This is a genomic window from Microbacterium sp. M3, from assembly GCF_033548675.1.
In the GTDB taxonomy this organism is placed as follows: Bacteria; Actinomycetota; Actinomycetes; order Actinomycetales; family Microbacteriaceae; genus Microbacterium; species Microbacterium arthrosphaerae.
In genome coordinates this window covers 493,734-515,337 of record NZ_JAWTZT010000004.1, presented here as the reverse complement: position 1 = coordinate 515,337, position 21,604 = coordinate 493,734, and the positions used below count along the sequence as shown (strand labels likewise).

The 21,604-nt window shown below is 71.7% G+C and carries 23 protein-coding genes; 5 read left to right on the top strand and 18 right to left on the bottom strand.

The window, feature by feature from the left end; all coding sequences use genetic code 11:
- Nucleotides 1-417: 417 nt before the first annotated feature.
- The 3 genes from R8Z57_RS14580 to R8Z57_RS14570 form a co-directional block, all read right to left on the bottom strand.
- A complete protein-coding gene (locus R8Z57_RS14580; protein ID WP_318354490.1) occupies nucleotides 418-1,785 on the bottom strand; it encodes an APC family permease in 1,368 nt (455 codons plus the stop codon).
- A 456-nt stretch (nucleotides 1,786-2,241) separates the two neighbouring features.
- A complete protein-coding gene (locus R8Z57_RS14575) occupies nucleotides 2,242-2,556 on the bottom strand; it encodes a TraR/DksA family transcriptional regulator (RefSeq protein WP_318354489.1) in 315 nt (104 codons plus the stop codon).
- An 82-nt stretch (nucleotides 2,557-2,638) separates the two neighbouring features.
- Nucleotides 2,639-2,803: a hypothetical protein gene (locus tag R8Z57_RS14570; protein WP_318354488.1), complete on the bottom strand. Its 165-nt coding sequence runs from the start codon at nucleotides 2,801-2,803 to the stop codon at nucleotides 2,639-2,641.
- Nucleotides 2,804-3,221: 418 nt separating this feature from the next.
- On the opposite strand from R8Z57_RS14570, the gene R8Z57_RS14565 reads away from it, so the two are divergent.
- On the top strand, nucleotides 3,222-3,440 hold the full coding sequence (locus R8Z57_RS14565) for a hypothetical protein (protein WP_318354487.1): 219 nt from the start codon (nucleotides 3,222-3,224) through the stop codon (nucleotides 3,438-3,440).
- A gap of 60 nt (nucleotides 3,441-3,500) precedes the next feature.
- On the opposite strand, the gene R8Z57_RS14560 is transcribed toward R8Z57_RS14565, so the two are convergent.
- Nucleotides 3,501-4,529 carry an NADPH:quinone reductase gene (locus tag R8Z57_RS14560; protein ID WP_318354507.1) on the bottom strand — a complete coding sequence of 343 codons (1,029 nt, stop codon included), beginning with the start codon at nucleotides 4,527-4,529 and terminating at the stop codon, nucleotides 3,501-3,503.
- A 76-nt stretch (nucleotides 4,530-4,605) separates the two neighbouring features.
- On the opposite strand from R8Z57_RS14560, the gene R8Z57_RS14555 reads away from it, so the two are divergent.
- Both R8Z57_RS14555 and R8Z57_RS14550 read left to right on the top strand, forming a co-directional pair.
- On the top strand, nucleotides 4,606-5,442 hold the full coding sequence (locus tag R8Z57_RS14555) for an O-acetyl-ADP-ribose deacetylase (RefSeq protein ID WP_318354486.1): 837 nt from the start codon (nucleotides 4,606-4,608) through the stop codon (nucleotides 5,440-5,442).
- A 77-nt stretch (nucleotides 5,443-5,519) separates the two neighbouring features.
- On the top strand, nucleotides 5,520-6,140 hold the full coding sequence (locus R8Z57_RS14550; protein WP_318354485.1) for a DUF1349 domain-containing protein: 621 nt from the start codon (nucleotides 5,520-5,522) through the stop codon (nucleotides 6,138-6,140).
- Nucleotides 6,141-6,369: 229 nt separating this feature from the next.
- On the opposite strand, the gene R8Z57_RS14545 is transcribed toward R8Z57_RS14550, so the two are convergent.
- The 4 genes from R8Z57_RS14545 to R8Z57_RS14530 form a co-directional block, all read right to left on the bottom strand.
- The gene (locus tag R8Z57_RS14545) at nucleotides 6,370-7,302 is read right to left on the bottom strand and encodes a hypothetical protein (RefSeq protein WP_318354484.1); all 933 of its coding nucleotides are present in this window, start codon (nucleotides 7,300-7,302) and stop codon (nucleotides 6,370-6,372) included.
- Nucleotides 7,303-7,358: 56 nt separating this feature from the next.
- A complete protein-coding gene (locus R8Z57_RS14540; RefSeq protein ID WP_318354483.1) occupies nucleotides 7,359-8,654 on the bottom strand; it encodes a HAMP domain-containing sensor histidine kinase in 1,296 nt (431 codons plus the stop codon).
- Entirely contained in the window at nucleotides 8,647-9,324 is a 678-nt protein-coding gene (locus R8Z57_RS14535; RefSeq protein WP_318354482.1) for a response regulator transcription factor, read from the bottom strand. The genes R8Z57_RS14540 and R8Z57_RS14535 overlap by 8 nt, the downstream gene beginning before the upstream one ends.
- A gap of 145 nt (nucleotides 9,325-9,469) precedes the next feature.
- Nucleotides 9,470-10,030, bottom strand: coding sequence for a TetR/AcrR family transcriptional regulator (locus R8Z57_RS14530; protein WP_318354481.1), 561 nt, complete (start codon nucleotides 10,028-10,030; stop codon nucleotides 9,470-9,472).
- Between the two features lie 53 nt (nucleotides 10,031-10,083).
- On the opposite strand from R8Z57_RS14530, the gene R8Z57_RS14525 reads away from it, so the two are divergent.
- The gene (locus R8Z57_RS14525; protein ID WP_318354480.1) at nucleotides 10,084-11,046 is read left to right on the top strand and encodes an alpha/beta hydrolase; all 963 of its coding nucleotides are present in this window, start codon (nucleotides 10,084-10,086) and stop codon (nucleotides 11,044-11,046) included.
- Nucleotides 11,047-11,258: 212 nt separating this feature from the next.
- Nucleotides 11,259-12,032 carry a patatin-like phospholipase family protein gene (locus R8Z57_RS14520; RefSeq protein WP_318354479.1) on the top strand — a complete coding sequence of 258 codons (774 nt, stop codon included), beginning with the start codon at nucleotides 11,259-11,261 and terminating at the stop codon, nucleotides 12,030-12,032.
- 143 nt (nucleotides 12,033-12,175) lie between these two features.
- Here the strand turns inward: R8Z57_RS14520 and R8Z57_RS14515 are convergent, their stop codons facing one another.
- From R8Z57_RS14515 to R8Z57_RS14470, 10 genes are all read right to left on the bottom strand, one after another.
- A complete protein-coding gene (locus R8Z57_RS14515) occupies nucleotides 12,176-12,946 on the bottom strand; it encodes an enoyl-CoA hydratase/isomerase family protein (RefSeq protein ID WP_318354478.1) in 771 nt (256 codons plus the stop codon).
- 8 nt (nucleotides 12,947-12,954) lie between these two features.
- Nucleotides 12,955-14,169, bottom strand: a complete 1,215-nt coding sequence (gene paaE / locus R8Z57_RS14510) for a 1,2-phenylacetyl-CoA epoxidase subunit PaaE (RefSeq protein ID WP_318354477.1) — start codon at nucleotides 14,167-14,169, stop codon at nucleotides 12,955-12,957.
- A complete protein-coding gene (paaD, locus tag R8Z57_RS14505) occupies nucleotides 14,169-14,639 on the bottom strand; it encodes a 1,2-phenylacetyl-CoA epoxidase subunit PaaD (protein ID WP_318354476.1) in 471 nt (156 codons plus the stop codon). Before paaD ends, paaE begins: the two co-directional genes overlap by 1 nt.
- A 332-nt stretch (nucleotides 14,640-14,971) precedes the next feature.
- On the bottom strand, nucleotides 14,972-15,838 hold the full coding sequence (paaC, locus tag R8Z57_RS14500) for a 1,2-phenylacetyl-CoA epoxidase subunit PaaC (protein WP_318354475.1): 867 nt from the start codon (nucleotides 15,836-15,838) through the stop codon (nucleotides 14,972-14,974).
- A 134-nt stretch (nucleotides 15,839-15,972) separates the two neighbouring features.
- Nucleotides 15,973-16,278 carry a 1,2-phenylacetyl-CoA epoxidase subunit PaaB gene (gene paaB / locus R8Z57_RS14495; protein WP_318354474.1) on the bottom strand — a complete coding sequence of 102 codons (306 nt, stop codon included), beginning with the start codon at nucleotides 16,276-16,278 and terminating at the stop codon, nucleotides 15,973-15,975.
- Entirely contained in the window at nucleotides 16,275-17,321 is a 1,047-nt protein-coding gene (gene paaA / locus R8Z57_RS14490; protein WP_318354473.1) for a 1,2-phenylacetyl-CoA epoxidase subunit PaaA, read from the bottom strand. Before paaA ends, paaB begins: the two co-directional genes overlap by 4 nt.
- 67 nt (nucleotides 17,322-17,388) lie before the next feature.
- Nucleotides 17,389-17,772 (bottom strand): hydroxyphenylacetyl-CoA thioesterase PaaI, encoded by a 384-nt coding sequence (gene paaI, locus R8Z57_RS14485; RefSeq protein WP_318354472.1) that lies wholly within the window; start codon nucleotides 17,770-17,772, stop codon nucleotides 17,389-17,391.
- 11 nt (nucleotides 17,773-17,783) lie between these two features.
- A complete protein-coding gene (gene paaZ / locus R8Z57_RS14480) occupies nucleotides 17,784-19,880 on the bottom strand; it encodes a phenylacetic acid degradation bifunctional protein PaaZ (RefSeq protein WP_318354471.1) in 2,097 nt (698 codons plus the stop codon).
- Nucleotides 19,877-20,728 carry a 3-hydroxyacyl-CoA dehydrogenase family protein gene (locus R8Z57_RS14475; protein WP_318354470.1) on the bottom strand — a complete coding sequence of 284 codons (852 nt, stop codon included), beginning with the start codon at nucleotides 20,726-20,728 and terminating at the stop codon, nucleotides 19,877-19,879. The genes paaZ and R8Z57_RS14475 overlap by 4 nt, the downstream gene beginning before the upstream one ends.
- A complete protein-coding gene (locus R8Z57_RS14470; RefSeq protein WP_318354469.1) occupies nucleotides 20,725-21,477 on the bottom strand; it encodes an enoyl-CoA hydratase/isomerase family protein in 753 nt (250 codons plus the stop codon). Before R8Z57_RS14470 ends, R8Z57_RS14475 begins: the two co-directional genes overlap by 4 nt.
- Nucleotides 21,478-21,604 lie beyond the last annotated feature (127 nt).

The following is a 21,604-nucleotide window of genomic DNA, read 5'->3' as shown; positions in this document are numbered from 1 at the left end:
GTCATCCCACGGTGGCCCTTCGACGTCTACGACGACGACGACCCCGCGGGAAGTGACACCACGTTATGGGACTCACCCGCCCCGTTCCCCTGCACAGCCACCGCACAACCGAGGAACGAGGCGCGGTGCGTGCGCTGCACGAGTTCTGCAGGTGAACAGGGGTTCTGCAGGCCCGGAATGCGCACGACTCTCCTGCACAAGCCCCGTTCCCCTGCATAACCACCGCACAACCGAGGAACGAGGCGGGGTGCGCGCGCTGCACGAGTTCCGCAGGTGAACAGCGGTTTCCGCAGGCCCGGAATGGGCACGACTCTCCTGCACAAGCCCCGTTCCCCTGCAGAACCGCTGCAGGACCGAGGGTCGGGATCGGGCTACCTCACGGCCGTGGGGCTGCCGCGGGCGGGGGTGGCGGCATTCTCAATTCGTGCGCTCTTCAGCGGCGGATTCGGCGGTGCGGGTCTCGCGCCGACGGCCCCACTGCGAGGCGACGTAAAGGACGACGCCGACCGCCAGCAGCGCTGCGGCGAAGAGCCAGACGATGGGGCGCTGCTGGGTGAGCAGGAGGATGCACGAGGCGATGCCGAGGACGGGGATGAAGGTCCAGACGCGGAAGTGCTCGTGCTCGACCTTGTCGCGTCGCAGCACCAGAACGGAGACGTTCGCGCTGAGGAAGACGATCAGGAGGAGCAGCACGACGGTCTCGGCGAGGGTCGCGAGGTCTCCGACGAGCGTCAGCAGCATGGCGACGAGGGTCGTGACGAGGATCGCGACCCACGGCGTCTTGCGGCCGGGCAGCACGCGGGACAGGACGCGGGGCAGGAGGCCCTGCTCCGACATCCCGTAGGTGAGGCGACTCGTCATGATCATCGTGAGCAGCGCGCCGTTCGCCACCGCGATGAGCGCGATGAGGCTGAACAGCCACGACGGCACCGCGACGCCGCTCGCCTCGACGACGGCGAGGAGGGGTCCGCTGGACTCCGAGAGCTCGTCGGCCGGCAGCGCGATGGCGCTCGCGAGGCCCACGAGGATGTAGACCACGCCCGCCGTGATCAGCGCGGCGAACAGCGCGATCGGGTAGGTCTTGCTGGGCTTCTTGACCTCTTCGATCATGTTGGCCGAGGTCTCGAAACCGACGAACGAGTAGTACGCGATGATGGCGCCGCCGAGCACCGCCGTCGCGAGGCCCGCGCCCTCGGGCAGCTGGGTGACGCGCGAGACGTCTCCGCGGCCGCCCGCCATCATGACCGCGACCACCACCACCACGATCACGAGGCCGCTCACCTCGATCACGGTCATGACGAAGTTCGCGGCCATGGATTCACGGATGCCGCGCAGATTGAGCAGTGCGACGACAGCGAGGAACGCGATGGCCACCGGGATCGTCGGCAGGTCGATGAAAGTGCGGAAGTACTCCCCCGCGAACGCGAGCGAGAGGCCCGCCGCGCTCGTCACGCCGGCGGCGAGCATGGAGAAGCCGATGAGGAACGAGACGAGCCTGTTGCGGAAGGCCCGCTCGGCGAACACCGCCGCACCGCCGGCCCGCGGATACTTCGTCACCAGCTCGGCGTAGGAGCCGGCCGTGAGCATCGCCAGCAGGAGTGCCAGCAGGAGCGGTGCCCACAGCATCCCCCCGACACGCTCGCCCAGGACTCCCATCAGCGCGTAGATGCCGGCGCCGAGCACGTCGCCCAGAATGAAGGCGAACAGGAGCGGCCCCGTGATCGCGCGGCGGAGGCGCGTGGGGGACGTCCCGTCGGCGTCGGTGGGCACTTCGGTGGGCAGCATGGGTGGCTCCTCGATCGGCGGTCGGCCCCGGCGGCCGAAGGATGAGGAACCAGAGTGCCGGGAAGGGCGGATTCGTGCGCGGAGGTTGACGCGGGCAGGCGAGGGGCGTATGGCCAGGGCTGGGGGCCGAGGCCGCGGTCAGCGCGCCGAGGCCGCGGTCAGCCCGAGGCTTGTGCACACCCCGGGCTCCGGTGAGCCTCGGGCTCGGGGCTGCCCGGCCCCACGGTCAGCCGGGCGCGCGATCAGCCGAAGGCGACCCAGCGCGCGGTGGCGCCGTGGAAGGTGCTGCCTGGCTGGTGAGCTCCACCGGTCGAGCCGGCGGGCGCGGATTCGGCGTCGTGCCGTGCGGACAGCCGGCGATGCGAGACCCCGCCCTGCCCTCGGCGGCGGAACAGACCGGCCTTTCGGACCTCCGGTTCGACCGGCGGAAGGGACGGGATGCTCACCGGCTTGCGGCTACGCGGCGTCAGCATGGCTCTGGCATTCGATGCAGGCGGCCGCGGACGGGAGCACCTCGAGCCGAGCCGGCGCGATCTGCTCGCCGCACCGCGTGCAGCGTCCGTAGGTGCCCTCGGCGATCCGGTTCAGCGCCGCCGTGATCTGCTCCACCGCGGCGCGGTGCGAGGCCGCCGTCTGGAACGCGACGGGATCGATGCTCGGGAGGGCGAAGGGGCTGAGCTCCTCGAGGACGGCGAGCCGCTCGTCGAGCTGGCGCTCCAGCTCGCGCTGTGCGCCGGCGAAGGCGGCGGAGTCGGTGGTGGGGATGGTCATGTCCTGCTCCTTGGGTACAAAAAAAGCGCCGCAGGTGCGACGCGCTGGGTGTGTCCGGTTGAGCCGTTCGACGGGACGGCTCTCAGGGCGGCGCGACGCGGAGAGTGGGCTGCACGGACAGACCACCCGCGACGTGCCGCCGGGGCGGGAGCACCTCGTGGCGCGCGCCGGCGATGTCGACGACGGCCGTCACGACGGAGGCGTCGACAAGACGCTCCGTGCGCTGGGGGAAGGCCGTCGAGATCATGGCCATCACCATAGCCGGGTTCCAAGAAAAGGCAAGTCAGCAGGATTTCCGCCGGGTCGCGGCGCGACTTGACTTCCACCGGAAGGCGGCTATGGTCAGGGGTTCACCCGCCAGCCGAAAGAGGGGAAGCGAGTCGCCATGTCAGGAAAGTCGCCGCGATCACGCGATGCGAAGAAGGTCGCCCGGTCGTCGCTCAAGGAGAAGCGCGCTGAGAAGCGCGCGAGCCAGGAATCGCGTGCATTCCTCAAGCCGAGGAAGGCCATGTCCGGTTGACGGAAGCCCCGCGGGGCTCCTCATCTCGAGGAGCCCGCGGGGCTTCCGCTCGCCACCGCACACCGGGTGAACGGAGCGCGCCACCTTTCGGGCGGCGTCGTCAAGGGGGTGCCCACTGCGGCTGGGTGGATCGCATGATCAGGCCATGACAGGAAGCGAAGACAGCGGACCCGTCGACGACGAAGACCAGGAGGACGTCGTCGAACACGTCGTCCACGACGTCCGCGACGAGATCCGGCAGGGCCACGTCACCGACGATGTCAGTCACGTCCTCGAGGAACGCCTTCACGAAGTGGGCGTCGACCTGCGACCCGAACGACTCGACGACCTCGCCGAAGACATCGAGAACGACGTCTCGACCTGAGCGATCACGTCACACTGAGGGCCGCGGCATCCATTCCTCCGCGAGGAACGGATGCCGGAGTCAGTGGTTGTCGCCGGAAACGTCGATGAGCACCTTGCCCACCGCGCCCTGCTCGACCGCGTCGTGCGCCGCCGCCGCCGCGTCGAGCGCGAACCATGTCAGCGGCAGACCAGCCGCCTCACCCACCGGCAGGGCGCCATCGCGCAGCGCGGCCGTGATGTCTTCGACAGCCGCCGACAGCGCCGCCTCGCCCACCGTATAGAGAAGCAGTCCCTGGATCCGCACGTTCTTCGCGAACGTCGGCCGCACCGGGATCGTCGCCTCGTCGCCGCCGTTGTCGGCGTAGTAGGCGATCGAGCCGTGATTGGCGATCACCTGCCCGTCGAGGGCGGCGTTCTGCGCGATCGACACCTCGACGATGTGGTCGACGCCGCTGGGCGCCAGCGCCGCGATCTGCGCGGCGGCATCCTCGTCACGGTAGTTCACGATGTGATGCACACCCGCGGCACGCGCGAGCGCGGCCTTCTCGTCGCTCGAGATCGTGGCGATGACGGTCGCACCCGCCCACACACTCAACTGGATCGCCGCATGCCCGACGGCACCCGCTCCGCCGGCGACCAGCACGACACGTCCGTCGAGCGAACCCGGGGTCAGACGCGTCGGCCCGAACTCGTGCACGGTGAGCGCGCGATGCGCCGTCATCGCGGGCACCCCGAGGCTCGCAGCCACGTCGAAGCCGATACCGTCGGGCAGCTTCACCGCCCGCTCGGCGGGAACCACGGTGTACTCCTGCGCCGTGCCGGTCGGACGCTGGTGCTGCGAGAGATACGTCCACACGCGATCGCCCACCGAGAGATCCGTCACACCTTCGCCGACGGCATCCACCGTTCCGGCGCCGTCCTGATTCGGCACGACCTCGTCGAACGCGAGGCTCACACCGCTGCCGGCGCGCGACTTCCAGTCGGTCGGGTTCACGCCCGAAACGGCGACCTTCACGCGCACCTCCCCTGGTCCGGGATGCGCGGGCTCGCGCTCCGCGAGCGAGAGGACGGACGAACTGCCGGTCTGTGAGTACACGATCGATCGCATGCGAGGGGCAACGCGCGAGGCCGGTGCGGCATTTCCGCACGAGCTGGTGCGGGTGCCGGTGCGGAAGACTGAGGTGATGGTCACCGTCCGCGCCGTCCACGGCGACATCACGCAGCAGCGCGTCGACGCGATCGTCAACGCCGCCAACCGGGCCATGCGCGGTGGCGGCGGCGTCGACGGCGCGATCCACCGGGCCGGCGGACCCGCCATCCTCGACGACTGCATCGCCCGCTTCCCCCACGGCCTGCAGACAGGCGACGCCGGATGGACGACAGCCGGCAGCCTCACCGCGCAGTGGGTCGTCCACACGGTCGGCCCGAACCACGCGGCCGGCGAGCGAGACCGCGCACTGCTCGAATCCTGCTACCGCCGCGCACTGGAGGTCGCCGACGAACTCGGCGCCCGCAGCGTCGCCTTCCCCCTGATCAGCGCGGGCATCTACGCCTGGCCGCTCAACGACGCCATCGATGCCGCGGTCACCACCATCGCCCGCACTCCCACGCGCGTCGACGAGGTGAGGCTCGTCTCGTTCAGCCCCGACACCCACCGGCGCGTGCAGGCGCAGACGCTCCGGCTGTTCCCCCCTGCCACCGCCCCCGATTCCGTGGGTCGACTGTTCGAGGCGGACCCGACGCCATGGGGACTCCGCGGCGACACCTACCTGTGGCTCGTGCTCCGCGCCGAGTTCGCCACGACGCCGCGCCCCGGCGACGCGCGAGAGCTCGAGGCGATGATCCGCGCCGTGGCCGACGCCATCGTCGGCCACTCGCTCGCGCACGCCGACGATGCCCTCTACGTCGTCGAGTTCGACCCCGGCCATGGCATGTCCGCCGGCAGCGTGCTGCCGTCGTGGTGGAACGACCGCGGCATCCCCTTCCTCATCGACCGGTTCCACGAAGCGCGCGCGACCTGAGCCGAAGACGGGACGGATGCCGCGACCCCGTCGACCACGAAAACACACACCACCGACACCGCAGGAGAGGCAACCTGATGCCCGCACCCCTCGCCGTTCCCGGCATCCCCTTCGAGCTGACTCCCTCCGAGGGGTCGGAGTGGGCCGTCACCGACGACCGGGTCGAGGTCTTGGCCCCGCCCCACAGCGACATCTTCGTCGACCCGAGCGGCGAGAGCGGGACGGCCGCCGAGACGCTGCTCAACGCCGTCACGCTGCTGGGCGCACCCGGCGAAGGCGACTTCGTGTTCGCCGCGCGCGTCGGCGCCGACTTCCGCGCGACCTTCGACGCCGCGGTCCTGCTGCTCTGGGCGGACGAGCGGCACTGGGCCAAGCTGTGCTTCGAGCGCTCTCCGGCCGGCTCGCTCATGGTGGTGTCGGTCGTAACGCGCGGGGTCTCGGACGACGCCAACTCGTTCACCGTGGACGGCGACGAGGTGTGGCTGCGCATCTCGCGCGTCGGGCGCGTGTTCGCGCTGCACGCCTCGACCGACGGCGACTGGTGGCACTTCGTCCGCGCGTTCGCGCTGGGCGACGACCTCGGCGAGGTGCGCCTCGGCTTCGAGGGCCAGAGCCCTACCGGAGACGGCTGCGCTGTCCGGTTCGACCGCGCGAGCTTCGCCCGCACGACGCTCGGCGATCTGCGCAACGGCAGCTGAGCACGTCCCGCGGTTCGCGCGCCGGATGCGCCCCGACCGGATCAGGTCACGCCGCGCACCGCGGCACGGGACGGAGCGACGGCAGCTGAACACGTCCCGCGGTTCAACCGGCGAACTCGGCCCCCCACCGGATCGGGCTCATGCAACTCCCCCCGATCACCGGGCGTCATCAGCGGACACGGCAACGGCGGCCGCCCGGATCGGGCGACCGCCGTCGTTGCCGCTGCGGTCAGTCGTCGCTGTCGGTGCCGGTCGAGACCACCGCGAACTCCGCATCGAGGTCGAGCTCGATGAACTCGCCGGCCTGGGTCAGCACCTTCACGTCCCAGGGGGACGTGCTGTCGTCGTCGGCCTCGATCTCGACGATGCGGCCGTCGGCCTCGGCGAGCGCCGCGTCGACGATGGCCGCGATCGCGTCGGCGTCGAGGACGTACTGCGGCGCCGCGTCGTCGGCGTCGGCCTCCTCGGTGGAGATGACGGATGCCTCGCCCCCGGCATCGACACGCACCTCGGTCTCTGCGCCATCCTGCGCCTCGAGCGTCACCTGGGCGCTGCCGTCACGTTCGAAGTCGACCGAGACGGGCTCACCGTCGCCGGCGGCGGCAGCAGCTTCGACCATGGCGACGATGTCGTCGGCGGAGGCGGTGCCCAGGTTCGACAGGTCACCGGTCGCGCTGTCATCGCTCGAGCCGTCGTCGTCGGTGTCGGCGTCACGCGCGTCATCGTCGGTGTCGGCGCCGCCGGAGTCGTCGCCGGAGTCCGACACCGACGAGGACGAGCTGTCGTCATCGTCGACCGCGTCGGCGATCTCGGCGCCGACGGCGATGCCGCCACCGGCGAGAAGCGCGGCAGCCAGCACCGCACCGCCGCCGATCAGCAGGCCGCGGGTGCGGCGGCGCTTGCGGTCGGGCGTCGCGCTGGCGGGAGCCGGGGCCGCTGTGGCGGGTGCCGGGGCCGCGGCGGGAGCGGCGGCCGGGGTCGCGGCGAACGCCTCGGTCTGACCGGTCGTGCCGTGCGCGAGGGGGGTCGGCGTGCCCTCCGCGGAAGTCGGGGTGCTCGCGGCCGCGGCGCTCGGGCCGGACACGGGGGCTCCCTCGGTCCGGCTCACGTCGTGCGGCTCGCCGGCGGGGGAGGTCTCGGGGGTGCTGTTCTTGTCGTCCATGCTCCGATGGTGCCGAGCGACCGCTGAAGCAGACCTGAAGCGCCCTGAAGCGACGTTCAGGAAGCGGCCGGCAGCGCGACCGAGAACCGCGCCCCACTGAGCGGCGAATCCTCGATCCACACAGCGCCGCCCTCGGCTTCAGCGATCGCGCGGACGATCGCGAGCCCCAGTCCGCTCCCGCCGGCGTCCCGCGCACGGCCCTCGTCGAGCCGCACGAAGCGCTCGAAGACCCGCTCCCGCTCTCCCGGCGGAATGCCATCGCCGTCGTCGTCGACGGTCAGCAGCACCCGGCCCTCGCGTTCGACCACCCCGATGGCGACAGCCTCGCGCGCGTGGCGGACCGCGTTGTCAGCGAGGTTGCGCACGAGCTGGCCCAGCAGACGGGGGTCCCCCTGCACCCGCGCGGCGTGGATGCCCGACCCGTCGACGACGGCACCCCCGGCGCGCAGCCGCGCGACCTCCGCGAGCGCCACATCGTCCAGGTCGACGGACTCGCGGCGCAGCATCGGCTGCTCGTCGAGGCGCGTCAGCAGCAGCAGCGCATCCACGAGCTCCTGCATCCGCAGCCCCTCGTCGTGCACCACCTCGGCAAGGTCGCCGACCGACGTCGCCTCCGGGTGCAGCTGCGCGAGCTCGGCGTGCTGTCGGATGGTCGCGAGCGGCGATCGAAGCTCGTGCGAGGCATCCGACACGAACCGGCGCTGCGCGGTGGCCGCGGCATCCAACCGATCCAGCATGCGGTTCATCGTGCCGGCGAGCGCGGCGATCTCATCGCCCGACCGAGGCACGGCGACGCGCCGATCGAGACGGTCCGCGGTGATGTCGTCGACCTCGGCGCGGATGTGGGCCACCGGGCGCAGCGCCCGCCCCACGACCCACCACGTGATCGCGGCCACGAGCGCGACGACGCCGGCGACCGCGACCGCGAGCAGCCCCGCCACCGTGGCGAGCGTGCTCTGGTCGTCTTCGACCGAGACCCCGAGGAGGAGCGTGCCGTCGTCGAGGTCTTCTCGCACCACGAGCATCGGCTCGTCGTCATAGGTGATGAGCCCCTCGGTGTTCGGCAGGTCGCCGGACTCGGCCTCGTCGGAGCGCGCCACGACGGCGCCCGTGTCGTCGAGCACCTGCACGACGTCGTCGTCGAGCTCGGCCACCGCGGCGGGCCCCTCGGCGTCGACACGGGTGGCGAGCTGCTCCGCCCGCGTCTCGGCTGCGCGCACGGCGGCATCGCGGACGCTGACCGACAGGATGCCCCAGAACGCCAGCGCCCCGAACACCAGCGCGACGGCGACGACCAGCGTCGCGGCCGCGGTGATGCGCGTGCGCAGCGAACGGCGTCTCTTCTCAGCCACCGTCGGCCGCCAGACGATAGCCGGCGCCGCGGATCGTCTCGATCGCCGCACGCCCGAACGGCCGGTCGACCTTGCGCCGGAGGTGCCCCACGTACACCTCGACGATGTTCGGGTCGCCCTCGAAGTCGTCGTTCCACACACCGGCGATGAGATCGCGCTTCGACTGCACCTGCCCGCGATGGCGCATCAGGTGCTCCAGCACCGAGAACTCCCGCGACGTGAGGTCGATCTCGGCCTCGCCGCGCCACGCCCGGCGGGCGCCCGGATCGAGCCGCAGATCGCCCGCCTCGAGCACCGTCGGCCGCTCCACCCCGCCGCGGCGGATCAGCGCGCGCAGCCGCGCCACGAGCACCGCGAACGAGAAGGGCTTCGTGACATAGTCGTCGGCGCCGGTCTCGAGCGCCTCGACCTGGTCCCACTCGCCGTCCTTGGCGGTGAGCATGAGCACCGGCGTCCAATTCTCCTCCGCGCGCAGCGCTTCGCAGACCTTCCAGCCGCTCATGCCGGGCATCATGAGGTCGAGCACGATCGCGTCGTACGCCGTCTCACGCGCCCGCCACAGCCCGTCGACGCCGTTGTGCGCGACATCGACGCCGAAGCCCTCGGCCTCGAGACCGCGACGGATGCCGTCGGCAAGGCGCACCTCGTCATCCACCACCAGAATCCGCATCGGCACCAGTCTGGACCGCGCGGGCTGAATCCCGCCTGAAGCGCGGCCCGACGTCGCTGCCCGCTCCGACCTCACGCCGTGCTCGCCGCGCCCCGGACGCGTTTCGTCTCGGTCGCTGCGCTCCCTCGCTCAACGACCGCGGGGACTACTGCCTCTCTGCGGGCGGGCGGAAGATCCCGGCGATCACGGTCTCGAGGATCGGACGCGGATCGCTGAAATCGTGCCGTGCGATCCGGTGGAGCACCAGACCCTCCATGCAGGCCGCGAGAGTGCGGGCTGCGGCATCCGGATCTGACGCGCCCATGGCCGCCAGGGCCGAGACGACACCGCCCACCAGGGCGTCGCGCCCGCGCTGGAGAACCGCGCGAAGGCCGGCGTCGTGGCTCGCCTCCATGAACAGCACCAGACGCGCCGTCGTGAGCTTGCGGTTGGTGATCGTGATGACATCGAGGAGCGCGCACAGCCCGAAGACGAGCTCGTCGGGCGAGCGGGGCGCCATCGCGGGTCGGAGCGAGGCGAGTTCCTGCGCGACGATCCAGTCCGAGACACCCGCGACGAGCGCCGCGCGCGTGCGGAAGTAGTTCGACGTCGATCCCTTCGGCAGACCCGCGCGCTCGTCGACGCGCGTATGGGTGAGGGCACGCAGCCCGCCGGTGCCGAGGAGGTCGACCGCGGCCTCGAGCACGCGCTCCCGATGAGACGTCACGTCCCACTATAAACACAGTGGATCTAGCACTAGAAACGTAGTATTCTCGCGCCATGGGCGCAATGAAGCCCCCTGGGGGCAACGGTCGAAACAACACCGCAGACACCGACACCCGAGTCGAGTCCCTGCCGGACGCCGAGGGCGTGCGCCACCGGTTCGTCGATCTGCCGGGTCTGCGCATGCACGTGGCGGAGGCCGGCGACGGGCCGCCGCTGCTGATGCTGCACGGGTTTCCGCAGCACTGGTGGGCGTGGCGCAAGGTCATCCCCGAGCTGGCCGCGCACTACCGGGTGATCTGCCCCGACCTCCGCGGCGCCGGCTGGACGGATGCGCCGCCCGACGGCTACCACTCGGAGCAGCTCGTCGACGACATCGTGGCGCTTCTCGATGCGCTGCAGATCGACCGGGTCGACCTGATGGGATACGACTCGGGCGGCATCGTGGGCTATCGCCTGTGCCTGCGGCATCCGGAACGCGTCCGGCGGTACGTGAACTTCGCCACACCGCACCCGTACGCGGCATTTCACGCGCGGGTCCTGCTCAACATGTGGCGGCTCTGGCCGATGTTCGCGATCGCCGCACGCGGCGTCGGACCCCGGTTGCTCGGACGCGGTCGTCAGCGGCTGCCGCGCTGGCAGATGACGAGCGACACCAGCGACCCCTCGGTCTTCCCTCCCGACGCCGTCGAGCAGTACGTGGCGCGCTTCCGCGATCCCGCACGGGCGCGGGCCGGGTCGCGCCTGTACCGCGACCTGATGTTCGCCGAGGGCCGGCGGTCGATGTCGGGCGAGTACAACAGCATGCGCCTGCGGACGCCGACGCTGACCATGTACGGAGCCGTGCTCTACGACAACGACCTCCCCGACGGGCAGCACCCCGAGGTGCTCGACGGGTACCAGGACCACGCCGACGACCTCACGGTCGAGCGCGTGCGGGGCTTCGGCTACTACCTGGCCGAGGAGAAGCCCGAGTTCCTCGTCGGCAGAGCGCGCGAGTTCCTCCAGACCGCGAGCTGACGGATGCCGCGGGCCCCGGTGGTCGCCGGGTCGGGGGCGTTTCGTCTCGGTCGTTGCGCTCCCTCGCTCAACGACCGCGGGCCTTGACCTCCCCGGTCGTTGAGCGCCCTTCGATACGCTCCTTCGTCGCTACTCAGGAACCGCTCCGCGAGACGAAACGCGTCGCGCACGGGGCACCGCGGCGTGAGGTCGGCCGGTGGTACGGTCGCGACGTGGCCTCCGCGAACCAGTCCGACGACGATCCCCGCCTGGGACTCACTCTCAGCGGCGGGGGCGCGTTCGGCGCAGCGCACGTCGGCGTGCTGCAGGTGCTCGAGGAACGAGGCATCCGTCCCGGCATCGTGACGGGAACCAGCTCCGGAGCGCTCGTCGGATCCGCCTATGCCGCGGGGCTCACCGGCGAGCAGGTCGAGCAGATCGCGCTGCGGTTCCGCTGGAACCGGATCGCGCGCTGGAGCTTCCAGCCGCGCTGGGGCCTGCTCGACACACGCGTCGTCACCGACGCCATCCACCGCCTGCTCGGCGAGGACCCGCGCATCGAAGACCTGCCTCGGCGGTTCGGCGCGGTCGCGACCGATCTGCGCACACGTCAAGCGGTGACGCTCGCCATCGGGCCGCTGAGCGCGGCGCTGCGCGCGACGATCGCCGTGCCGGGGGTCCTGCCTCCGGTCCGGCTCGGCGGACGACTGCTGGCTGACGGCGGCATGGTCGACAACGTGCCGCACGCGGCGGCCCGCGAGCTGGGCGCCGAACGCGTCATCGTCGTGCACCTGCACGCCAAGTGGGAGAACGTGCGGATGATGCGCACGACCACGAAGATCGCCGAACTCGTCGCCGACCCGACGGTCGTCTTGATCCAGCCCGAGATGCAGCGCATGGCGCAGTGGACGATGCGTGACGTTCCGCGGCTCATCGCCGAGGGCCGCCGCGCCGCGACCGCAGCCCTCGACGAGGCGCACGGCGCGCCCGTGCTCGACCACCGCTGACCGCGCAGCCCGCGCTCGACCACCGCTGACCGCGCAGCCCGCGCGACCACCGCTGACCACGCGGGACTGTGCTCGGCCAGCGCGCCGGCCGCACCCCGAGCGCGCGCGATCGCCGCACCCCCGAGCGCGCGATCGCCGCCGGCTCAGGCTCCGGTGAAGCTCGGCCGCCTCTTCTCCTGGAAGGCCGCGAAGCCTTCCCGGTAGTCCTCGGTGTCGCAGAGCGCCGCCTGCGCCGCGTTCTCCTCCGACACCGAGGCCCAGAGCCCCAGCCGCTCGTCTCGCAGGCGGGCGATGAGCGCCTTGCTGGCCCGGAAGGCGGCCGTGGCTCCGGTGGCGGCGCGGGTGGCGGCATCCGTCACCGCGTTTTGGAGCTCGGCAGCCGGCATGGCCTGCGAGAACAGCCCCGACGCGACCGCCTCTGCGCCGGTCATGAGGCGTCCGGTGTAGATGAGGTCGAGGGTCTTGTGGGCGCCGAGGCGCTCGTAGAAGAGGGCGTGACCGCCCGAGTCGAGGGTCGCACCCAGGGCCGCGAACGGCGAGCCGATCTTGGCGTCGTCGGCGACGTAGACCACGTCGGTGGCGATCAGCAGCCCGAGCCCGACACCGAGGCACGCGCCGTGCGCGGCCGCGAACGTGGGTGCCGGAAAGGCCGACATGCGCCGCAGCACCGGCGTCACGAGCCCGTCGAGGTAGCCCATGACGTCGTCGTCGGCCGGGTCGACGCCGGAGATGTCGCGCCCGGCGCAGAACGCCCGGCCGTTGCCGCGCAGCACGAGCGCGCGCACCCCGGCGCCCTCGGCCTCGGCGTACGCGTCCCCGAGGTCACGCACCGCCTGCTCGTCGAGGGCGTTGAGCTTGCCGGGGTTGTCGAGGGTGATGTGCGCGACGGCGTCGTCGATGCGCAGGTCGATCATGGGCTCTCCTAGACGTCGTAGTCGACGGTGACGGACTCCGAGGTGGGATGGGACTGGCAGGTGAGCACGTAGCCGCGCTCGAGCTCGTCGGGTTCGAGCGCGTAGTTCTCGGTCATCGTGACCGAGCCGGCGACCAGGCGCGCGCGGCAGGTGCCGCACACTCCCCCGGCGCACGCGAACGGCACGTCGGGGCGCACGCGCAGCGCCGCGTTCAGGATCGACTCGTGCGCGGCGACAGGGCTCTCGACCGACTGCGACTGCCCGTCGAGCGTGAACTCGATACGGCGCACCGGCTCGTCGGCCGCGACCACGACGGGGCGCCCGGCGGCGGGCTCGGCGCGCTCGCCCTCGCCGGTGGTGAAGAGCTCGTACCGCACGTGCTCGGGCTCGACCCCGATGTCGGCGAGGGTGTCGCGACAGAGCTGCACGAGCTCGAACGGGCCGCACAGGAACCACTCGTCCACCGTGTCGGGCAGCACGAGCTCGTCGAGGATGCGGCGCAGCCGCGGCTCGTCGATGCGGCCCGACAGCAGGGGCGCGGTGCGCTGCTCGCGCGAGAGCACGTGGTGCAGCGCCAGGCGGGTCGGGTAGCGGTCCTTGAGGTCGGAGAGCTCGTCGAGGAACATCACGTCGAGGCTCGACCGGTTCGTGTAGACGAGCGTGAACCGCGACGTCGCCGACCGCGCCAGCACCGTGGCGGCGAGCGCCATGAGCGGCGTGATGCCCGACCCCGCCGCGATGCCCGCCACGTGCGCGCCGTCGAGATCGTCGAGCCGCGACGTGAAGGTGCCCTGCGGACTCATCACGTCGATGCGGTCGCCGACCTTCAGCTCGGTCTGCGCCCACGTCGAGAACCGTCCGCCCTCGTCGCGCTTGATCGCCACGCTGATCGTGCGGGGCCCGTCTCCGCCGCCGCCCGAGTCCTCGGCGCGGCAGAGCGAGTACGAGCGCCGCAGCTCGCGGCCGTCGAGCTCTTTGCGCAGCGCGACGTGCTGCCCGGCGAGGTAGCCGAACTCGTCGCGCACCTCCTCGGGGATCGCGAACGTCACCTCGACCGCGGCATCGGTCAGCGGGCGTACGGCCGCGACCCGCAGCGAGTGGAACCGCGCCCGGTGCTTGCGCTCGCGCGGTCCGCCGACGGCCGTCGTGAGAAGCGCCTCGGCGATCCGCTCCCGTTCGGCGTCGCCGGGTTCCTGGCTCCGTCGTGCGGCGTCGTTCGTCATCAGTGCACCTTGAAGTGATCGAAGGGCTCGAGGCACGCCCGGCACTCGTACAGCGCCTTGCACGACGTCGACCCGAACCGCGCGAGCTCGCGCGTGTCGAGCGACCCGCAGCGCGGGCACCGGACCGACAGCGCCAGCCGGATCGGACCGCCTGTCGCCGAGCCGGGATGGACCGCGCGGCCCGTGGGCGGGGCGATCCCGTAGTCGACGAGCTTCTGCTTGCCGGCATCCGTCATCCAGTCCGTCGTCCACGCGGGCGCCAGCACGAGCCGCACGACGACGTCGTCGAACCCGTCCGACCTGAGGGCCAGCACGACGTCATCGCGGATGGCGTCCATCGCCGGGCACCCCGAATACGTCGGCGTGATGGTCACCGTCACCCGGCCGCCCTCGACCACGATGTCGCGCAGCACGCCGAGATCCTCGATCGTGAGCACCGGCACCTCGGGATCGGGAACCGATGCCGCCACCGCCCACGCCCGCCGCCGCCGGCCCGCGGGGTCGGCGTCGGGGGCTTCGACGGGGGCCGGCCGGGGTGCGGGGCGTTCGCAACTCAGGATGGATCCCGTTCCCTCAGGCGTTTCGGCGGCCATCCGGTGCGTTGATCCTGAATTACGCGCCGCGCCGGTCGCGAGGGCGCCGCCGGATGCTGTCGCCGCCCCCGCGCGGCCGCTCGATTCCGCGGCGTCGGCAGCGGATGCCGTGATCGGCGCCGGACGTTCGCAACTCAGGATGAAACCCGTCCCGGCGGGCGTTTCGGGGGCGATTCTGTCCGTCCATCCTGAGTTATGAGCCGTACCGGTCACCATGTCGCCCCCGGATGCTGCCGCGCGAGCACCTGCATCTCGGCGAGCAGGTAGCCGAGCGTCGAGAAGTGCGCACCGCGCCGGCCGCCCCCCGACGAGACCGGACCCGCCGGCACCTCGAGCTCGGCCTCGGCGAAGACGGCCGCGATGACGGCGTCGAACGCCGGCCGCAGCGCCGACGGGCGCACGGCCACCCCGTCAAGGCGGTCGATGAGAGGCTCGTCGCGGAACAGCTCGCCCACGTACGGCCACACGTCGCCGATCGCCCGGACCAGGCGCGACCGCGATTCGTCGGTGCCGCCGGCGAGCCGCAGCGTCCACTGCACGGCATGATCGCGGTGGTACTCGACCTCCTTCACGGCCTTGGCGGCGATCGCCGCGAGCGTCTCGTCGGATGACCCCTGCAGCGCCGTGTAGAGCTCGAAAAGATGGACGGATGCCGCCAACTGGCGCGCGATCGTCTGCGCGAAGTCGCCGTTGGGCTGCTCGAAGAGCCAGGCGCACCGGAACTCCGGCTCGTCCCGCCAGTACGCCAGATCGTCCTCGGTGCGGCCGTCGAAGGTGCCGGCGTAGCGGAGGAACGACCGCGCGTGCCCGAGCAGATCGAGGGCGATGTTCGCCAGGGCGACGTCCTCCTCGAGCTCGGGGGCGCGCGCGATCCACATCCCCAGCTGCTGCGCGAGGATGAGCGCGTCGTCGCCGAGCCACAGCGCGTACTCGGCGACGTCGGCCGTCGCCGCGCGGCCTTCGGCGCCGGCGAGCTCGGCCGACAGCTCGACCTGCTCGACGGTGACATGCCCGTGCGGGTCACCGGGGCGTTTCGTCTCGGTCGCTGCGCTCCCTCGCTCAACGACCGGAGGCACCGCAACAGCCCCGGTCGCTGCCGGCCCAACGACCGGAGGCACCGCAACCGCAACGGCCCCGGTCGTTGAGCGAGCGGCGGTCGTTGAGCGAGCGGAGCGAGTCGAGACGCCCCGATGTTCCGGGTCCACGTGAGTCACAGGTGCGGCACCCCCTCGGACGCCGTGTAGTACGTCGCGTGGCGGTAGTTCTTGCCCGCGGGGCTCTCGAAGAACGCGCCCTTCGAGTCGGGATCGCTCGTCGTGATCGCATCCGCCGGCACCACCCAGATCGAGGTGCCCTCGCCACGGCGCGTGTAGAGGTCGCGCGCGTTGCGCAGCGCGAGCTCGGCGTCGGGGGCGTGCAGCGATCCGGCGTGCACGTGCGACAGGCCCCGCCCGGCCCGCACGAACACCTCCCACAGCGGCCACGACTCGCGTGAGGAAGCACCGGGCGTCGTCATGAGGGAACCTCCGTCGTCTCGGGGCGTTTCGTCTCGTCGCTGCGCTCCTCGCTCGACGAGCGTCGCTCGCCCGACGACCGGGTACGCGCCTGCTGCTTGCGGGCGTACTCGGCGGCGGCCTCGCGCACCCAGGCGCCCTCGTCGTGCGCGTTGCGGCGGTTGCGGATGCGCTCGGCGTTCATCGCCCCGCGACCCGCGATCACCTCCTGCAGCTCCGACCAGTCGATCTCGCTCGTGTGCCAGCGCTCCGCCGACGCGTCCCAGCGCAGTTCGGGGTCGGGCAGCGTCACGCCGAGCACCTCGGCCTGCGGCACCAGCATCCCGATGAACCGCTGGCGCAGCTCGTCGTTCGAGAACCGCTTGATCTTCCATGCCATCGACTGGGCCGAGTTGGGCGAGGCGTCATCGGGCGGCCCGAACATCATGAGCGAGGGCCAGTACCAGCGGTTCACGGCATCCTGCGCCATCTTCCGCTGCGCGGGCGTGCCCTGCATGAGCGACAGCAGGATCTCGAACCCCTGCCGCTGGTGGAACGACTCCTCTTTGCAGATGCGCACCATCGCGCGGCCGTACGGGCCGTACGACGCGCGGCACAGCGGCACCTGGTTGCAGATCGCGGCGCCGTCGACGAGCCAGCCGATCGCGCCCATGTCGGCCCACGTCGGGGTGGGGTAGTTGAAGATCGACGAGTACTTGGCGCGACCTTCGATGAGATGCTCGGTCATCTCGTCGCGCGTGATCCCGAGCGTCTGCGCGGCGGAGTAGAGATACAGGCCGTGCCCCGCTTCGTCCTGCACCTTCGCCATCAGGATGGCCTTGCGCTTGAGGCTCGGCGCCCGCGTGATCCAGTTGCCCTCGGGCTGCATGCCGATGATCTCGGAGTGCGCGTGCTGCGAGATCTGCCGGATGAGGGTCTTGCGATAGGCCTCCGGCATCCAATCGCGCGGCTCGATGCGCTGGTCGGCCTCGATGAGCGCGTCGAACTCGGCCTGACGCTCCCGCTGTGCGAGGTCGATCGTGGCCGCCTCGGGTGGTGTCGTCATGTCGACTCCTTATTACAGACCGATCGTTCAGTTATGATAATCGCCCCGTCTGCGACCGACAAGGCCCTCACGGCTCGATCCGGCGGTCGGTGACGAGCGAGCGGCCACGGAACTCTGCGACCACTTCGCCCGTCTCATCGGTGATCGTGACGTCGTAGAGACCGGCGCGCCCGCTGACGACGCGACGCGCCGCGCGGGCGGTCAGCGTCTGCCCGCCGTGGGTCGCCTTGAGGAACGAGATGTCGGCGCCCGCGGCGACGGTGATGCGGTCGTCCTCGTTGCACGCGATCGCGAAGGCGGTGTCGGCGAGCGCGAAGACGAAGCCGCCGTGGGTGATGTCGAACCCGTTCAGCATGTCGTCGCGCACGACCATGCTGACCACCGCCTCGCCCGGCTCGTCGCGCTCCACGCGCATGCCGAGCGCCGCCGACGCGCGGTCGCGCTGCATCATCGGGCGGAGGGTCACGCCGGCACCGCCGACGCGAGCGATCCCGACGGCGCCGGGGCCGCGGCATCCTTCGCCACCAGCGTCAGCACGTCGTACTGCGCCACGATCTCGTCGCGCTGGTTGTGGATGACGGCATCCCACCGCACCTCGCCGTACTCGTCGGTCTCGCGCGGCGTGATCTGCTTCGCCGTGAGCGTCACGCGGATGCGGTCGCCCGGCGACACCGGCGTGACGAAGCGCAGGTTCTCGAGCCCGTAGTTGGCGAGCACCGGCCCGGGAGCGGGGTCGACGAAGAGGCCCGCCGCCCACGAGACGAGCAGGTAGCCGTGCGCGACGCGACCCGGGAAGAAGGGATTGGCGGATGCCGCGTCCTCGTCCATGTGCGCGTAGAACGTGTCGCCGGTGAACCGCGCGAAGGTCTCGATGTCGTCGAGGCTCACCTCGCGGTCGGCGGAGCGCACCTGGTCGCCGATGCGGAGTTCGGCGAGCGACTTGCGGAACGGATGCGTGCCCTCGTCGACGGATGCCGCGCCCTGATGCCAGACGCCGGTGATGGCCGTGAGCATGTCGGGCGATCCCTGGATCGCGGTGCGCTGCATGTGGTGCAGCACGGCGCGGATTCCGCCGAGCTCCTCTCCCCCGCCGGCGCGACCCGGACCGCCGTGCACGAGGTGCGGCACGGGCGCGCCGTGCCCGGTCGACGTGCGCGCGTTCTCGCGGCTGAGGAACAGCACCCGGCCGTTGTAGGCGCCGATGCGGCTCAGCAGCTCGACGGCGACGTCGGTGTCATGGGTGGCGACCGACGTCACGAGCGACCCGCCGCCGCGGCCCACGAGGTCGGCCGCCTCTTCGAGCGTGTCGTACGTCAGCACGCTCGCGACCGGCCCGAAGGCCTCGACGTCGTGCACCGCGCCGACGCGCGCATCGTCGAAGCCGACGAGGAGCGGGGCCATGAACGCCCCCTCGGGGGCCGGGCCCGTCGAGCCGTCGGGGTGCACGACGTCCGGCGCGGTCGTCGACCCCAGCAGGATCCGTCCGCCGGCGTCCTCGAGCTCGGCCACCCGGGCCAGCACCTCGTCGCGCTGCTGCGTCGAGACGAGCGGGCCCATGGTGACGCCGTCCGCGTGCGGGTCGCCGATCACGATGCGACGTGCGATCTTCTCGCCGATCGCGTCGACGAGCGCCTGCGCGGTGCCCGACGGGACGATCGCGCGGCGGATCGCCGTGCACTTCTGCCCGGCCTTGGTGGTGAGCTCGACCATGAGCTGACCGACGTAGGCGTCGAACTCGGGAGTGCCGGGGGTGGCGTCGGGCCCGAGCACCGAGGCGTTGATCGAGTCGGTCTCGGTGGTGAAGCGCACACCCTCGGGCGTCTGCGCGCGCAGGCGCTCGGCGGTCGACGCGCTGCCGGTGAAGGCGACGAGGTCGCCGAGCCGCAGCAGCTCGAACACGCCCGGCAGGGCGCCCGACACCAGCTGCAGCGAGCCGTCGGGAAGCAGGCCCGACTCGACGAGGATCCGCACCCAGGCCTCGGCGATGTAGGCGCTCGGGGTCGCGGGCTTGACGACGGTGGGCACGCCGGCGAGGAACGCCGGCGCGAACTTCTCGAGCGCCCCCCACATCGGGAAGTTGAAGGCGTTGATCTGCAGCGCGACACCCGGCAGGCGCGTGTACACGTGCTGACCCAGGAACGAGCCGTCCTTCGACAGCGGCTCGGGGCTGCCGTCGACGTACACGCGGCTGTTCGGCAGCTCGCGCCGGCCCTTCGAGGAGTAGGTGAACAGCACGCCGATGCCGCCGTCGACGTCGCTGAGCGAGTCGCGCACGGTCGACCCCGCCCGCTTCGACAGCTCGTACAGCTCCTCCTTGCGCTCGGTCAGCGCCATCGCGAACTGCTTGAGCAGCACCGCCCGCTGGTGGAACGTCAGCTCGCCGAGGCTCCGCTGCCCCACCGTGCGCGCGTGCTCGAGCGCGCCGGCCAGGTCGATGCCGCGCGTGCTCACCCGCGTGACGACCTCGCCGGTCGAGGCGTCGCGCACGACCGCCGCGTCGGTGTCGTCGGCCGGGATCCACCACTGGTCCGCGACGTAGCTCGCGAGCATGCCGGTCATGTCTGGCTCCATTCGTAGAATCCGCGGCCGCTCTTGCGGCCCAGGTGTCCGTCGGCGACCATGCGCCGCAGCAGCTGCGGCGGCTCGAACCGCGCGCCGAGCGTGCGGTGCAGCTCTTCGGCGATCCCCAGCCGCACGTCGAGGCCCACGATGTCGGTGGTGCGCAGCGGACCGAGCGGATGCCGGTACCCCTGCTCCATCGCCGCGTCGATGTCGGCGGGGCTCGCTACCTGCTCCTCCACCATGCGGATCGCCTCCAGGGCGAGGGCGACGCCCAGCCGGCTGGACGCGAACCCGGGCGAGTCGCGCACGACGATCGGCGTCTTGCCGAGCGCGGCGACCCAGTCGCGGGCGCGGGCCTCGAGCTCGGGCTCGGTCGCCGCGCCGATCACGATCTCGACCAGCGACGACGCGGGCACCGGGTTGAAGAAGTGCAGGCCGAGGAAGCGGCCGGGGCGCCGCAGCCTCGCGGCGAGCGCGTCGATGGAGATCGACGACGTGTTGCTGGCGAGCACCGCCTCCGGCGCGAGCACGGCCTCCACGTCGAGGAGTGCCTGCGTCTTGACGGCACGGTCTTCGAAGACCGCCTCGACGACCAGCTCGCAGTCCGCGAAGAGGCCGAAGTCGACGCCCGTGCGCACAGCCGCGGCGAGGGCGTCGGCCGAGAGCGACGGGTGGAGCTCGACGGCCCGCGCGAGGCTGCGCCGCATCCGCTCGCGGGCGGCCTCGGCCGCCTCGGCGTCGCGCTCGACCACGACGACTCGCGCGCCCGCCACGGCGAAGGCGTGGGCGATGCCGGCGCCCATGCGGCCGCCGCCGAGCACGCCCACCGTGGCGGGGGCGCTCATGGCCGCTTCCTCTCGAGGAACGCGGTCATCCGCCGGTGCTTCTCGGGGCTCTCGAAGAGCTCGGCCTGCAGCTCGAGCTCGATGCCGGGGTGCGCCTCGGCGGGCGCGCGGAGCGCCGTCTTGGTGTGGCGCGTCGCCAGCGGGTCGTTGGCGGCGATGCGGTCGGCGATGAGGTGAGCCGCGGCCATCAGCTGGTCGGCGGGATGGATCGCCGAGATCAGCCCCCACCGCACCGCCTCGTCGGCGTCGACGATGCGCCCGGTCAGCAGCAGCTCGGCCGCACGCGCCTCGCCGACGATTTCGGGCAGCCGCCAGGTGGCGCCCGCCGCCGCGATGATGCCGAGCCCGGGCTCGGGGTTGCCCATGCGCAGCGTCGGCGTGCCGATGCGGATGTCGGCGGCATAGGCCAGCTCGGCCCCGCCCCCGAGCGCGTAGCCGTCGACGGCGGCGATGACCGGCATCGGCAGCGCCCGGATGCGGCGGAAGGCCATGGTGTTGATGCCCGCGCGCGCATCGGCCGCACGCCGGTCGCGCAGCTGCGCGATGTCGGCGCCGGATGCGAAGACGCCGCCGGACCCGGTGAGGATGAGGATGCGGGGCACCGACTCGAGCTCGGCGCACACCTCGTGCAGCGCATCGATCGTGCGCCGGTCGATGGCGTTGCGCGTCTCGGGCCGGCCGAGCGTCACGACGACCCGATCGGACTGCCGTTCGATCTCGATCGGCGGAGCCGCGCCGTGCTCGGACATCGTCATCCTTCGTTCCGCCGCGTTGCGGGAAGACATCGACCGGAAGTTTCCCAACCGATCGTTCAGTAATATGCCATGCAGCGGAGGACTTCGCAAACACGACTGGGGCAGACTGAGCGATGGTCGC

Bases quoted from the DNA above. Each gene is read 5' to 3' on its own strand.
- R8Z57_RS14580 (WP_318354490.1), bottom strand. From the start codon at position 1,785: ATGCTGCCCACCGAAGTGCCCACCGACGCCGACGGGACGTCCCCCACG.
- R8Z57_RS14575 (WP_318354489.1), bottom strand. From the start codon at position 2,556: ATGACCATCCCCACCACCGACTCCGCCGCCTTCGCCGGCGCACAGCGC.
- R8Z57_RS14570 (WP_318354488.1), bottom strand. From the start codon at position 2,803: ATGATCTCGACGGCCTTCCCCCAGCGCACGGAGCGTCTTGTCGACGCC.
- R8Z57_RS14565 (WP_318354487.1), top strand. From the start codon at position 3,222: ATGACAGGAAGCGAAGACAGCGGACCCGTCGACGACGAAGACCAGGAG.
- R8Z57_RS14560 (WP_318354507.1), bottom strand. From the start codon at position 4,529: ATGCGATCGATCGTGTACTCACAGACCGGCAGTTCGTCCGTCCTCTCG.
- R8Z57_RS14555 (WP_318354486.1), top strand. From the start codon at position 4,606: ATGGTCACCGTCCGCGCCGTCCACGGCGACATCACGCAGCAGCGCGTC.
- R8Z57_RS14550 (WP_318354485.1), top strand. From the start codon at position 5,520: ATGCCCGCACCCCTCGCCGTTCCCGGCATCCCCTTCGAGCTGACTCCC.
- R8Z57_RS14545 (WP_318354484.1), bottom strand. From the start codon at position 7,302: ATGGACGACAAGAACAGCACCCCCGAGACCTCCCCCGCCGGCGAGCCG.
- R8Z57_RS14535 (WP_318354482.1), bottom strand. From the start codon at position 9,324: ATGCGGATTCTGGTGGTGGATGACGAGGTGCGCCTTGCCGACGGCATC.
- R8Z57_RS14525 (WP_318354480.1), top strand. From the start codon at position 10,084: ATGGGCGCAATGAAGCCCCCTGGGGGCAACGGTCGAAACAACACCGCA.
- R8Z57_RS14515 (WP_318354478.1), bottom strand. From the start codon at position 12,946: ATGATCGACCTGCGCATCGACGACGCCGTCGCGCACATCACCCTCGAC.
- paaE (WP_318354477.1), bottom strand. From the start codon at position 14,169: ATGACGAACGACGCCGCACGACGGAGCCAGGAACCCGGCGACGCCGAA.
- paaB (WP_318354474.1), bottom strand. From the start codon at position 16,278: ATGACGACGCCCGGTGCTTCCTCACGCGAGTCGTGGCCGCTGTGGGAG.
- paaA (WP_318354473.1), bottom strand. From the start codon at position 17,321: ATGACGACACCACCCGAGGCGGCCACGATCGACCTCGCACAGCGGGAG.
- paaI (WP_318354472.1), bottom strand. From the start codon at position 17,772: ATGATGCAGCGCGACCGCGCGTCGGCGGCGCTCGGCATGCGCGTGGAG.
- paaZ (WP_318354471.1), bottom strand. From the start codon at position 19,880: ATGACCGGCATGCTCGCGAGCTACGTCGCGGACCAGTGGTGGATCCCG.
- R8Z57_RS14475 (WP_318354470.1), bottom strand. From the start codon at position 20,728: ATGAGCGCCCCCGCCACGGTGGGCGTGCTCGGCGGCGGCCGCATGGGC.
- R8Z57_RS14470 (WP_318354469.1), bottom strand. From the start codon at position 21,477: ATGTCCGAGCACGGCGCGGCTCCGCCGATCGAGATCGAACGGCAGTCC.